Below are 13,337 nucleotides of genomic sequence, written 5' to 3' on the forward strand. Positions count from 1 at the left end.
AATTGTTACAATTCATGTTAAAGGTGTAAATTTTGAATAAGGATTCTTTAAAATTTCAGAAGTAAAGAATATGGGCGGCACAATCTAGATAAATTTTACACAAGAATAATGATTCCTAAATATGTCGTTTACCTTCATTGTGTATATTGAAAGTGACATCAATGATAAAAGGGGTGGCAAGATGAAAAAGCTGTTGCTTGTATTGCTTACTGTCCTGTTTTTTATCTATTTTCCTGATTTTAAAAGCGAACCACATGAAAAAGAGAAAAGTGTACCTGAACCTGCGCCGGTCGATGTCAAGGTGATGAGTTATGATTTTTCTAATGCAGAAAAAGAAGGAGTCAGGGATGTGGAACGGATGGCGGAAGAAATAGAGGAAGCAGGGGCGGATGTCATCCGTGTCAGGAAGCTGGAATCCTCTGAGCCTACTGATTTCCAGCGCCAGACCACAATGCTCGCGGAGCGGCTGGGTATGTCCTATATCAGTAGAGAACAGCTTGCTTCCCAAACAGCAACGGGTGATAGTGACAGCGGTCGAAACGATACAGCCATATTAAGCAAGCACCCAATTATCGATGCCGTTAATCACACCGCTCCACATACGGATAACAGTACCATGAAGGATGATCTGATTGAAGCAATTATTAATGTCAATGGCATACAGGTCCGCCTTTTCGACACCCAACAAACAAAAAATCAGACACAGCAAATGAATGAAATCAAAAAATTTGCGGCCGATTCCGAAGGTCCGAGCATTGTCATGGGGGATTTGGACCAGTCTGGCTACGGTTCCGAAAATGAATTGGCAGGGAATGATCTTGCGAATGTTAAGGAAATGGAAACCTACACGTATTCCTTATCTGATCCGGAGAATAGAATGGATTACTTTTTTACTGACAGAAACAGAGGAGAATCCTTCTCGTCCGGTAACCTCCTGCTTACCTCGACTTTGGATTGAAAACAGTGGAATAATAAATCAGAGACTCTTCGAAAGCGGAGAGTTTTTTTAATTTGGACAAACTGCGGGATGATATATTTAAGGAGATTACATCTCTTAACATGATTATAGTTTATTCATGTTAAAACACTGCAGGAGAGTTAGAACTCTTTATAGAATGTCTTTACAGGTGTGAAAAGTGGACATGTAAAATCATTCCCCATTGAAGTATATTCAAGTAAAGAAGAAAATTCGGAAAGTGAGGCGGACGTATATATGAATCCGAAGGTTGATGAATTGCTTCGTCATACTGAAAAATGGCAAGAAGAATTCGAGCAGATGAGGGAAATCGCTCTTGAATGTGGACTGACCGAAGAAGTGAAGTGGAGGAATCCCTGCTATACGCTAGAGGGCAAGAATATCGTGTTAATTCATGGTTTTAAGGAGTACTGTGCGTTTCTGTTTTTTAAAGGTGCCTTATTAAAGGACAAGCATGGGATACTAATCCAACAGACGGAGAATGTCCAGGCTGGTCGGCAAATTCGTTTTACCAACGTCAAGGAAATCGTTGAATTGGAAGCCGTTTTGAAACAATATATATTGGAAGCGATGGAAGTGGAGAAAGCCGGTTTGGAAGTGAAAGTGGATAAGACGATGGATATTCCAGACGAGCTTCAGCAGAAATTCGAGGAAAACGCTGCATTGAAGTCTGCTTTTGAAGGTTTGACACCGGGACGGCAACGCGCTTATATTCTTTATTTTTCCAAAGCTAAAAAGTCTGAGACGCGCACGTCACGAATTGAAAAATACACCCCGCATATTTTGGCTGGAAAAGGTTTGAATGATAAGTAGGGGGACCGGCTATTGGTGATGACTATTAGCAGGGTGAGCTTTCGAGCGGGCGGTTCTTAAACAGGTTATAAAGACCACTTAGCAGCAGGGATGCGTGGCTGGCGGTCATGATAGAGTGGGTTAGGACCGCTGCGTAGCGGATGTGGATCTGGGACGATCTTTATAAGATCTCTAAAGACTGTGGAGAAGAGGGAAAACATAGCTAACAGTCATTATGTGGACAGGATTAAGTGAAAAAAGCACTTCTCGTGTCCGGAAGTGGTATTCATGAGGACAACTTTAGGGAAAAAGGCTGTAATCCTGTCCGCAAAGGTGCTGACGCCCCCAATAAAAAAGACCAACCCGAGGGGAGGCCACTGAAAAAGTCCTTTATAACCTAAAGGGTCTGTCAACGTTTGTTGTTGATTCTCACGAATCGCTTATCGGTGGATGCTTGCCGCGGGCACGGCCTCAGCTAACTTGGTCAAGAAAATCACTTGACCAAGTGGATCTTCGGCTCGCGCTGTTCCCGCAGGCGTCACCACAGAACGCTCATCGTGGAATCAACAGAGGTATAACAAAAAAGAGTGATTTTCTTTGATTTATAAAAGAAAGTCACTCTTTTTTTCTTGTACAATGAAAGTAATACATAAAAGTGAGGGGTTCGATGTTAGACTGTCAGTTATCCATGAATTTAAGCCAGTACGATGGGCTATACGATATGGTGGTCCCTAAGGACCATCTTCTTCGGGAAATCAATGAGCTTATAGACTTTTCCTTTGTTTATGACGAACTGAAGGACAAATACTGTCATGACAATGGACGGAACGCTGTTCATCCCATTCGTATGTTCAAATACCTCCTTCTTAAAACCATCTATACGTTGTCTGACGTGGATCTCGTGGAACGAGCTCAGGTTGACATGTCCTTCAAATACTTCCTCGAAATGGCTCCAGAAGATGACGTCATTGATCCCAGTTTATTAGCTTACTTCCGTCGCAAACGTCTGAAAGACACAAACCTTTTAGATCTCCTGATTGGAAAAACCGTGGAGGTCGCTCTTGAAAAAGGTTTGATTCAATCGAAGTCTCTCATCCTTGATGCGACGCACACCAGGGCTCGATACAATCAAACATCTCCTCAAGAAGTATTGCGCAACCGTTCCAAAAACGTCCGTAAAATGATTTATTCAGTCGATGAATCGATGAAGAAAAAGTTTCCTGAAAAACCAACCGAAGATACGCTTGAAGCTGAGCTGGACTATTCGGAACGTCTTGTCGAAGTCATAGAAAAGGAACCAAAGCTCGTCTTTATACCCAAAATCAAAGAACCATTGAATTTACTTAAAGAGACGATTACAGATGACCAACTGGAAATGCAGGAATCCCAAGATCCTGATGCCCGTTTGGGGCATAAATCAGCTGACTCTGCTTTCTTTGGGTATAAGACGCATCTAGGCATGTCTCAGGAACGCATCATTACGGCGGCCACAGTGACTACCGGAGAAAAAACGGACGGAAAGCAACTACCTGAGTTAGTGAAGAAAAGCCAGGAAGCTGGATTAGAAGTGAAGGAAGTCATTGGAGATACTGCTTATTCGGCAAAGGAAAATATCAACTATACGAAAGAAAAGGAAATTGAACTCATTTCCAAATTGAACCCTTCGGTTTCTCATGGATATCGTAAGAATGAAGAAGAGTTTGAATTTAATAAAGACGCTGGCTTGTACGTCTGTCCGGCTGGTCATATGGCTTTTCGAAAAGCCCGTCAGGGCAAAAAGGGTCAATCAACAAATCAGGTAGAAACCCACTATTTTGATGTCGAAAAGTGTAAACGCTGCCCCCTTCAGGAAGGGTGTTATAAACCTGGTGCCAAAACCAAAAGTTATTCAGTCAGCCTAAAATCAGAAGAACATATCGATCAACTCACCTTTCAAAACAGCGATACCTTTAAAGAAAGGGCGAAAGAACGATATAAGATTGAAGCGAAAAATAGCGAATTGAAGCATAGACACGGATATGAGGTAGCCTCATCTTCGGGTCTCGAAGGCATGCGCATGCAAGGTGCGATGGCGATTTTCACAGCTAATGTGAAACGAATCGTTAAACTAATGAAGGAATTGAGGTAGCAAACCTTTTGTAATTAAACAAAAAGCGTTCTGTGTGGAATCTAATTTCCACACAGAACGCTTTTTTAAATTCCAATTTTCAAAGATCTTCAGTTCTTCAGTGGCCTCCCCGAGGGATTGGTCTTTTTTTACGTTAAGATGATAGGTTTTCGGCTTTCTTTTCCAGCACTGCTGGTGTATTTTTCCACAGATAACCGATGACTGCTCCGATAAGCGCTGGCAGCATCCAGCCAAGTCCGATCCCGTAGAGGGGCAGATAGGCTGCATAGGAATGACTGATTGATTCCAGCAGAGAATGGGAAGCGCCAGGGACTGTTTCTGCCAGTGCATTATAACCATCGATGGTACTCACGAAAAACGTCAGGATCATCGCGCCGGCGTAGACACTGCGCTTGTGCTGGAACAAATTCGAGCTTAGTCCTAAGAAAATGAGGACGATCGCCAGTGGATATAAGAACATGAGCACTGGTACGGCAAAGAGAATGATATTGGTCAGGCCGAAGTTTGCGACCATGAACGAAACCAGCGATAGAATCAGGACGAATGTTTTGTAGCTGAGTTTCGGATAAATCGAATGGAAAAATTCGCTGCAGGCAATGATCAGTCCGATGCTTGTTTTTAAACAGGCAAGCACGATAATGATTGCCAGCAGGATGGCACCGAAAGTTCCGAAATAATGCTGGGATACAGCGGCGAAAGTGAGGCCGCCATTTTCTAAGGTTCCGACGATGGAGACGCTGGAGGCACCCATGTAGGTGATCAGCCCATAAATGATCATCATCAGTCCCATGGCGAACAGGCCGGATTTCCATGTCGCCTGGGCAATCGCCTTTTTATCGGTGATGCCGAGGTTTCTGATCGCATGGATGACCACGATTCCTAATGCCAGTCCTCCGAGTGCGTCCATCGTGTTGTACCCTCCTTTGAAGCCGGTCATAAAGGGCAATGTGCTATAGTCGCCGGTCGGTTCACCGAAATTGCCCATCGGTTTTACGATCGCGGTAATAATCAACATGGATAAGAACAATAAGAAAGCCGGGGTCAAATATTTACCGACGATGTCCATGACCTTGGCCGCATTCAGGGAAAAATAATAGACAATAGCAAAAAACAGGAAGCTGAATATGGCTAGCCACAAACTGCTTTGCCCTGGTTCGATAAATGGTTCAAATCCTACCACGAACGGGACAGTTGCTGTTCTCGGAATGGCGAAAAACGGGCCGATTGTTAAGTAAAGGATGAGAGCGAATATGACTCCAAATACAGGATGTACCCGGCCCGCTAAATCCTGGAGCCCGTTGCTTCCGGATAGAGCGATTGCGAGAATTCCCATTAACGGGAGTCCGATAGCTGTTACAAGGAATCCGATCAGTGCCGGCCAAAAGGAAGTTCCGGCGAGCTGGCCAAGCTGGATCGGGAAAATTAAATTACCTGCTCCGAAAAACAGGCCAAAGAGCATGGTGCCGATAACGGCGTAAGTAGAGAATGGTGTTTTCTGTTGCATCTGAATGTTCCTTTCCTGGTGTATAGTGCTAGTTGAACGAATAAAGATAATCCTATCAATAATGTGGGAAAGGGACAACCGTTTACGGGGATTTGGTAAAAAATATCGACTGAGTTCAGATTCCTATTAAATTGTGATAACATTAGTGAAAAATGTACTTGTAAATGAGGGAATGATCATGCCAAGAGAATCGAAGCGCCAGAAATTATTAGAAGCGGCTGCACTTATTGTGACGGAGCAGGGCAGTGACGCGCTGACACTGGACGCCGTTGCGAAACGGGCAGAAGTCAGTAAAGGCGGGCTTTTGTATCATTTTTCAACCAAGGAAGCGCTCGTTAATGGGCTTGTGCAATATATGAATGATATCTACCGGGAAAACGTCGAAGAATTAGTAGAGAAAGATGATGGAGAAACCGGAAAATGGGCCAGATCTTTTATCAATGTCATGCATGATAAAAGTAAGGAAAATCGGACGATCAGTGCCGGAATGCTCGCTGCTCAAGGGATTAATCCGAAACTGCTCAAACCTCTTCAGGATACGTATGCCGACTGGCAGAATCATATTGAACATGATGGAATCGACCAGGTGGACGCGACGATTATGCGCCTGGCTGTCGATGGCTTGTGGCTGTCAGAAATTTTTGGTCTTGGACCGCTGCCACCAAAATTAAGGGAACGCGTGCTTGAACGTCTGCTCGAACAGACCTATGAATAGACAGGAACATGATTACATTAAAAAAAGTCACCGGTTCTTCGTGAGCCGGTGACTTTTCGTTAGTCAGGATGCTTCTCTTTCTGCTGCCGCTGCTTTCTCTCTGTCTTCGTTAACCATTTTGATAAACGACCATCCTAACATCGGAAGGATGAACAACAGTGGGAAACCACCGATGATACTGATCGTCTGCAGTGTCGTCAGTCCGCCCATGTTCATGAAAATCATCGGCAGGATGGAAAGGGCTAATGCCCAGAACAGGCGGTTCCAGCGAATTGGTTCCCCTTCGACATGCTTCTGAACGACGGAAGCGATGACGTAAGAGCCCGAATCGTACGTCGTTGATAAGAAAATCGTCGCAAGCAGGACGAACACGATAATCGCGAGTGTTGCCAGTGGCAGTTCGGTCAGTGTACCGATAATCGCCGCAGGGGCGCCTTGCTGATTCAAGGTTTCAATGACTGGATATTGTCCGGTCAGTTCCAAATACATGGAGTAGTTTCCTAAAATACCGAAGAACAGCACAGTACCAAGACTGCCGAACAACACGGTTCCGAATACGACCTGGCGGATGGTTCTCCCTTTGGAAATACGGGCAATGAACAGTCCGACAAATGGTGCGTAGACAATCCACCATGCCCAGTAAAAGACGGTCCATCCTTCCGGGAACCCGGTCCGTTCGAACATGGCGAGATCGTTGAATGGCTCAGACCATGTACTCATCAGGAAGAAATTGTCCATCATTCTTCCGAGAGCTGTTCCCGTGGATTCGGTGATGAATGTCGTCGGTCCGACTGCAAATACGAATATTAGTAAAATGAAAGCGAGCCAAAGATTGATGTCACTCAATCTGCGGATTCCTTTTTGCAAACCAGAATAGGCACTCAGTCCGAAAATCATGGTACAAAACATCAAAATCACGGACTTGGTTGTCATCGTATCGGGAATTCCAACCAGATGGTTTAATCCCGCTGAAATGATTGGGGCGGATAAGGCGAGGCCGGTTCCACCACCACCGAGCAGGCCGAACATGAACAGGATGTCTACGAGTCGTCCGATCGGTCCGTCGGTATATTTTCCAAGGACCGGACGGCAGGCTTCACTGATTTTGAAAACTTTCGTCTTTTTAACAAAGAACATATAGCCGATTGGCAGGGCCGGGATCGCGAACATGGCCCAGGCGATCGGTCCCCAATGGAAAAATCCATAAGTGGATGCCCATTGAATCGCTTCTTGTGAGCCAGGTTCCAGCCCGAAAGGAGGGCCTTCGTAATAGTAAGCCCACTCGATGACACCCCAGTACAAGATGCCGGTGCCGATCCCACTTGTAAATAACATCGCAGCCCAGGAACTTGTTTTAAATTCGGGCTTCGTGTCTTTGTCTCCGAGCTTGATATCTCCGTACCTGCTTGTTCCGATGAATAGTAAGAACAGGAGCAGGGCAAGTCCCACACCTAAAAATAGGAAACCCAATCGTTGGGTCATTACTTCATTAACGGCTAATACCACTTCTTTACCTTGTGTTGGAAAGACGATGAGAGGCAGGGATACGAGCAGTAATAAAGCGAGTGCCCCTCCGAACGTTTTCCAATCCATGAGTTCTTTTCTCAAAAGAAATCCTCCTCTATGTGTTGAAGTTATTTCGTTTTCTCGACGTATTAAACTGTACAATCCAGACGGTTTTCTTTCAAAAGTGATATAGGACAGGAAATAGAAGCATAGAGCATCTTAGTGGAAATGCGAAGCGTTCAGTTCATTTATTTACTGATTTTGGCGATAAATACTTTAAAGTAAGTATGGATATGATATTTACGATTAATTTTGAAAAAGGGTTTGAAACTTAACAGTCCAGATGGTATAGTTTTGACGGAATCAAAAACAACAACGTTCACCTTTTGAAGGAGGAATTGTCATGAAGAAAAAAGTAATCCTTACTTCTGCTGTAACAGGAGCAGGAGATACGATAAAGAAAAACCCGCATGTACCGGTAACACCAAAGGAAATTGCCGAATCAGCGATTGAATCTGCGAAAGCGGGGGCGACGGTCGCCCATGTGCATGCCCGCGATCCGGAAACAGGCGGGATCAGTCACAATGTCGAGCATTATCGCGAGATAGTCGACCGAATCCGTGAATCTGAAACCGATGTAATCATCAATATCACCTCTGGGGGGGGTGGTGATTTCATTCCGAGCCTGGATACACCGGCAGCAGGTGGAAACGGCACGGACATCCAGACGCCTGCCGAGCGTCATGAACCGGTTGGCGAACTGCTTCCGGAAATGTGTACGCTGGACTGCGGCAGCACGAACTTCGGTGACATGCTTTATATGAGCCCAACCGATTGGCTGCGTGAACAGGCGAAACTTATCCAGGACAGCGGAGTGAAGCCGGAGCTGGAATGCTTTGATACTGGCCATGTCCGTTTTGCTAATCAATTAGTGGAAGAAGGGTTAATTGACGGGAATCCGATGTATCAGTTCTGTCTTGGTATTCCGTGGGGAGCAGCGGCTGATGTGGAAACCATGTCATATATGAAAAACCGCATTCCAGATAATGCGCATTGGTCCGCGTTCGGAATCGGACGGATGCAGATGCCGATGGCTTCGCAGTCCGCACTTCTTGGCGGAAACGTACGTGTCGGGCTCGAAGATAATATCTATCTGTCTAAAGGCGTGGTGGCGAAAAACGAACAGCTTGTTGATAAAGCAGTCACGATGTTGAACGGTCTGGATTTAGAGCCGATGACACCACAGGAAGCTAGAGAATTGCTGAATCTACGGGACACGAACGGAGGTAAATAAACATGAGTGTACAAAAAGCAGCAGTAGTCGGAACAGGGGTTATTGGTACGGGCTGGATCGTCCGGATGCTCGCCAACGGGTATGATGTCGTGGCGACCGACCCGGCAGAAGGTGCAGAAGAACGGATGCGAAAGGCCGTTGAACAGGCATGGCCGTATGCCGAACAGCTTGGTCTTGCTGAAGGTGCATCGAAGGACCGACTCACTTTTGAAAAGGATCTGGCGGAAGCGGTGAAAGATGCCGATATGATTCAGGAAAACGTCCCAGAAGTCGAAGAACTGAAGCGGACCGTCCTGCAGAACATCGATCGACATTCGAAGCCGGATGCGATAATCGGTTCCAGTACGTCCGGTATCATGCCGTCTGAACTGCAGGCCAACCTGCAGCATCCGGAGCGCTTCGTGGTGGCGCACCCGTTCCACCCGGTTTATATTTTGCCATTAGTGGAAGTGGTACCAGGAAAACAGACGACAACAGAGAATACAGAGAAGGCGAAGGCTTTTTACGAAGCGATACAGATGCGCGTGCTAGTGGTTCGTCATGAGATTGAAGGTCATATCGCCGATCGTTTGATCGAAGCGATCTGGCGCGAGTCCCTTCATATCGTTAATGAAGGAATCGCAACAACCGAAGAAGTGGACAAAGCGTTTACCCACGGAGCCGGCATGCGCTATGCCCAGTATGGTCCGTTCCTGACTTTCCATTTGGCCGGCGGAGAAGGCGGTATGCGCCATATGCTGAAGCAGTTCGGTCCGGCATTGAAAAAACCGTGGACGAAACTGGAGGCACCGGAGCTTACCGATGAGCTGTATGATAAAGTGGTATCCGGTTGCGAAGAGCAGTCCAACGGCATGTCCATGCGTGAACTGGATGCGCATCGGAATGAGTTTTTAGTTAAGTTATACGATCTCGTCCAGGAATACTGGCCAAAAGAAACAGAGAAAACACGCGTATAAGGAGGATGGCGTCATGGATTTTAAATTTCAACAAACCGTCCCGGCGGCGTGGGTGGATTATAACGGTCATATGAATGATGCGGAATACAACCGCGCGTTCAGCCAGGCGACCGATGCGTTCATTGATCATATCGGGTTAGATGCCATAGCGCGAAATAAGTATGATTATACGATTTTTACTCTCGAAACCCATGTCTGCTACTTGCAGGAGATGAAAGAGGGACAAGCATTCGAAATTACTTCCCAGGTGCTTGATTATGACCAGAAGCGGATCCATCTGTTCTTATCGATGTATAATGCCGATGGCGATCTCGTCGCTACCTTGGAAGAAATGCTGATGGGGATTGATGTGAATGAAGGACGAGGGGCACGTTTCCCGGGAAATATTGAAGCTGTGATTGCTCAATTGTTCGAGAAAGACAGCGGTCTCGACAAGCCGAAACAGGCAGGCCGAACGATTGGAATCAAAAGAAAATAACATTAAAGCAGGCTCTCTATTCATAGGGAGTCTGTTTTTTTGGGGAGCATCACCCATAATTGGAAATAACATGTTAAACTTTTGAGATAGGTAACAGTGGAAAAAGGAGGGGCAGCCTTGAAAAAAATCTATTATTTTTTGGGAGCGATCGCCGTAATGTTGCTTGCTGCCGGGTGTGCGAAGGCGGAAAGTGGCGCCGTGACGATACAAAAGAACCCGGATTCTGATTATGAAAAAACATTCGACGAACTAACATTAGGCGAGTTAAATGAATACACGTATCATCGACCTAAGGATGAAAGTTTGACAGGCGAAATTTTCGTTGAACTTTATGAAAATGGGGTAAAACAGGAAAACACCACTTCCTTATCTCTTGACTGGGAGGAAGGGGGAGAGCAAAAAGGCGCCCTGGGAATGGGACTCATTGAGCACATCCAGGAAGAGCCTTCTCTGTTGTTGTATAGCCCGGATGGTACCCTGAAGTCCAGTAATTTACAAGAAACGAATTGGAAGGATTTAAGTATAAGAGGCTGGCAGGACGCTGTCAGGGAAAAAGAATGGAGCCTGGAGACAGGAAAAGAGTATATTTTAGGTGCTTATACTGGCTCGACGGGGAACGAAATGAGTATGTATGATTTAACTGATGAAGAAGAGTTAGAGGAAATGCTGAACAGTCACGAATTTGTTTTGTTGTTTAAAATAAGTCTTACAGAAAAATAGACAAAGCTACCTTACATACTAAAAAGTGCCCTGTTAAGGATAGATTGCACCCAGGAGGAGATCGATGCATGCGAACGGTTTTATTAATAGTTTCTTCTCTTCTATCTATCATGAGTATCCTTCCATGGATACTCATTCAAATTAATATGGAATACTTCAAGCTGGTTACTTTCGGCCAGAAGGGGCCCGCAGGTCTTGTCCTTCCACTGGTTTATGCTTTCCTGAGCCTCATTCTGGCAGTCTTTTTGAAAAAGGGTAAAGCCAGGGTGATTCTGCTAATCTGCAGCTCGCTGTTTCTAATCTGGAACATCATCATCACTTTGCTTGCGGTTGTTTTGGCACAACAATAACGATAGTCATTTATTAAGCAGAGTTTCCGAGTAAGGAAGTTCTTTCTTTTTTGTCAAGGAACAAGATGTCGAAGTTAAATGAGAACTTCCGATTGAAAGCCGGGTTTTTGAAACTTAATCCTGTCCTGGCCCGTAGAAATAGATAGAAAGCGGGGGGACGAACGTGAAAAAGTTAATGATGATGATGGTTCTGTTCGTTATGGTTTTTCCGGTAAGTGTATTTGCACTTGATTATGAAATCGACCGGACAGCAATTACTGCTGAGCTGCTTACGGACGGAAATGTAAAAGTGAAGGAATCACATACGTACAGTTTTGAAGGTGAATTCAATGGAATCACCAGGACGCTGATTCCGAAAGAAGACACAGCGATCACGGATGTGCATGCATCTGAAAATGGTAAGGAGTTAAAAGTGGAGCAGGAAGATGAACTTTATAAGATTCATCGAAGCGGCGAAGGTGAAGCGGTCACCATAGATATTTTTTATACGATAGAAAATGGGGTCGAAGTATTCCAGGACGTTGCGGAGTTTTATTGGCCATTTTTCGATAAAAGTAATGAGTCTGACTACGAGAATATGACGATCACCATTGTTCCGCCGGAGCCGACAGAGGTGAAAGCGGCTTATGGGTTCGATGAGGCTTATGATACAGCACAAGTGTCCGGGGAAGGAGAAGTGACCTTCCAGCTCGGAAACGTATCGAGCGGTAAAAACGGCGATATCCGGGTTGCTTATGTTGCGAGCCTGTTTCCTAATGCGCAGGTAACAAGTGACAAGGCGATGCTCGATACGATCCAGGCAGACAAAGAAGCTTTGGATGAACAGATCGCGGCAAAATTGGAGCAGCGGGAGCGCTGGAATCGCTTGGGTCCGTTTATTATCGGCGGATTACTGCTAATTGCTTTCGTCATTAGTGTTCAGGCATGGAAAAAGAGACAGGAAACGTTACAGGAAGCGAAGCGGCAAATCAGTGGAACTGGCCGTTTTCCGAAGACTTCTATGAGTCTTCCGGCTATGCTTGCGTTTTCAAGCCATGGTCAGGTGACCACGAAAGCATTGACGCCGGCGTTACTTGAATTGGTTAGAAAAGGTCATATCGAGAAACTGTCGGAAAAGGAGTTCCGCGTGGTGAACCGTGATACCGAGTTTGATCATGAGCGCCGCTTGATCCATTGGTTATTTGATGAAGTTGGCAAGGACGGCAAGTTCCATGTGGACGATTTGGAGGCCTATACCAAAAATAAAGATAACCATGAGCGGTACCGGAAGGAATTTAATGCGTGGCGGGAAGCGGTAAGGCGTGAATTCCGCCAGCATAAATTGTATGAAACAAATACGAAACCACGATGGATGGCTGGGATTGCTGCTTTTGTTACATTGCCATTCATGATCGTTTTTCCAGTGTTTGGTGTATTTAGCTGGATGATTGCAGCGTTCGTGTTATTTGCATTCTTCGTCGCGTTTACTATTGCGTACCAGCCTTTAACGGTGGAAGGACAGCGAATCAAGCAGGAACTGCAGCCATTGAAGCTGGGTGAGCAATGGAAGCAGTGGGAGGAAGAAGATCAAGTGCCTGCCTTACTCTATCAGGTAGGGATGGGTAAAAGAAATCTATCTTCACAGCCGTCGGGTGCCTTCGCGGGGTCAGGAAACGATTGGGTTATCTTTATGCTGCTGGCCGCCACGATGCAGAGCAGTTTCCAAGAGGCCGATAAGCACGCGTCCGTATCAGCGGCTACTGGCGGAATGGGTTCTGCCGGTGGTGGTGCTGGTGTTGGAGGCGGCGGGGGAGGCTCCGGCGCGTTTTGACAAAAGTCCGGCTTTTTACTGCCGGGCTCTTTGTATGTGCTAATTTTCGTTAGGGAGGTATATGTTCGCGTTAGGGCGGTATATGTTGGAGTTAGGTCGCTATGTTGC

Annotated in this window: 12 protein-coding genes; 10 read left to right on the forward strand and 2 right to left on the reverse strand. The window is 45.7% G+C overall.

All coding sequences use genetic code 11. The features are described from left to right. Positions 1-181 precede the first annotated feature (181 nt). The 3 genes from B9Y67_RS13815 to B9Y67_RS13825 all read left to right on the forward strand — a co-directional run bounded on the left by B9Y67_RS13815 (position 182) and on the right by B9Y67_RS13825 (position 3,896). Entirely contained in the window at positions 182-958 is a 777-nt protein-coding gene (locus B9Y67_RS13815) for an endonuclease/exonuclease/phosphatase family protein (RefSeq protein ID WP_085507370.1), read from the forward strand. A gap of 255 nt (positions 959-1,213) precedes the next feature. Continuing rightward, complete coding sequence (locus B9Y67_RS13820; protein ID WP_085509192.1) at positions 1,214-1,789, forward strand: YdeI/OmpD-associated family protein; 576 nt, start codon at positions 1,214-1,216, stop codon at positions 1,787-1,789. Between the two features lie 646 nt (positions 1,790-2,435). Next, a complete protein-coding gene (locus B9Y67_RS13825) occupies positions 2,436-3,896 on the forward strand; it encodes an IS1182 family transposase (protein ID WP_085507372.1) in 1,461 nt (486 codons plus the stop codon). A 133-nt stretch (positions 3,897-4,029) separates the two neighbouring features. Here the strand turns inward: B9Y67_RS13825 and brnQ are convergent, their stop codons facing one another. After that, entirely contained in the window at positions 4,030-5,400 is a 1,371-nt protein-coding gene (brnQ, locus tag B9Y67_RS13830; protein WP_085507374.1) for a branched-chain amino acid transport system II carrier protein, read from the reverse strand. A gap of 178 nt (positions 5,401-5,578) precedes the next feature. On the opposite strand from brnQ, the gene B9Y67_RS13835 reads away from it, so the two are divergent. Then, entirely contained in the window at positions 5,579-6,115 is a 537-nt protein-coding gene (locus B9Y67_RS13835; protein WP_085507376.1) for a TetR/AcrR family transcriptional regulator, read from the forward strand. Between the two features lie 63 nt (positions 6,116-6,178). On the opposite strand, the gene B9Y67_RS13840 is transcribed toward B9Y67_RS13835, so the two are convergent. Continuing rightward, complete coding sequence (locus B9Y67_RS13840) at positions 6,179-7,723, reverse strand: BCCT family transporter (protein ID WP_085507378.1); 1,545 nt, start codon at positions 7,721-7,723, stop codon at positions 6,179-6,181. Positions 7,724-8,024: 301 nt separating this feature from the next. On the opposite strand from B9Y67_RS13840, the gene B9Y67_RS13845 reads away from it, so the two are divergent. The 6 genes from B9Y67_RS13845 (at position 8,025) to B9Y67_RS13870 (ending at position 13,229) form a co-directional block, all read left to right on the forward strand. After that, positions 8,025-8,915: a beta-keto acid cleavage family enzyme gene (locus B9Y67_RS13845; RefSeq protein ID WP_085507380.1), complete on the forward strand. Its 891-nt coding sequence runs from the start codon at positions 8,025-8,027 to the stop codon at positions 8,913-8,915. A gap of 2 nt (positions 8,916-8,917) precedes the next feature. After that, positions 8,918-9,871, forward strand: a complete 954-nt coding sequence (locus B9Y67_RS13850) for a 3-hydroxyacyl-CoA dehydrogenase NAD-binding domain-containing protein (RefSeq protein ID WP_085507382.1) — start codon at positions 8,918-8,920, stop codon at positions 9,869-9,871. Between the two features lie 13 nt (positions 9,872-9,884). Then, positions 9,885-10,349: a thioesterase family protein gene (locus B9Y67_RS13855; protein WP_085507384.1), complete on the forward strand. Its 465-nt coding sequence runs from the start codon at positions 9,885-9,887 to the stop codon at positions 10,347-10,349. A gap of 117 nt (positions 10,350-10,466) precedes the next feature. Further along, entirely contained in the window at positions 10,467-11,069 is a 603-nt protein-coding gene (locus B9Y67_RS13860; protein ID WP_085507386.1) for a hypothetical protein, read from the forward strand. Between the two features lie 68 nt (positions 11,070-11,137). Then, a complete protein-coding gene (locus tag B9Y67_RS13865) occupies positions 11,138-11,419 on the forward strand; it encodes a hypothetical protein (protein WP_085507387.1) in 282 nt (93 codons plus the stop codon). Between the two features lie 163 nt (positions 11,420-11,582). After that, positions 11,583-13,229: a DUF2207 domain-containing protein gene (locus B9Y67_RS13870; RefSeq protein ID WP_085507389.1), complete on the forward strand. Its 1,647-nt coding sequence runs from the start codon at positions 11,583-11,585 to the stop codon at positions 13,227-13,229. Positions 13,230-13,337 lie beyond the last annotated feature (108 nt).

The sequence above is a fragment of the Thalassobacillus devorans genome (assembly GCF_900176565.1).
Classification (GTDB): Bacteria; Bacillota; Bacilli; order Bacillales; family Halobacillaceae; genus Thalassobacillus; species Thalassobacillus devorans_A.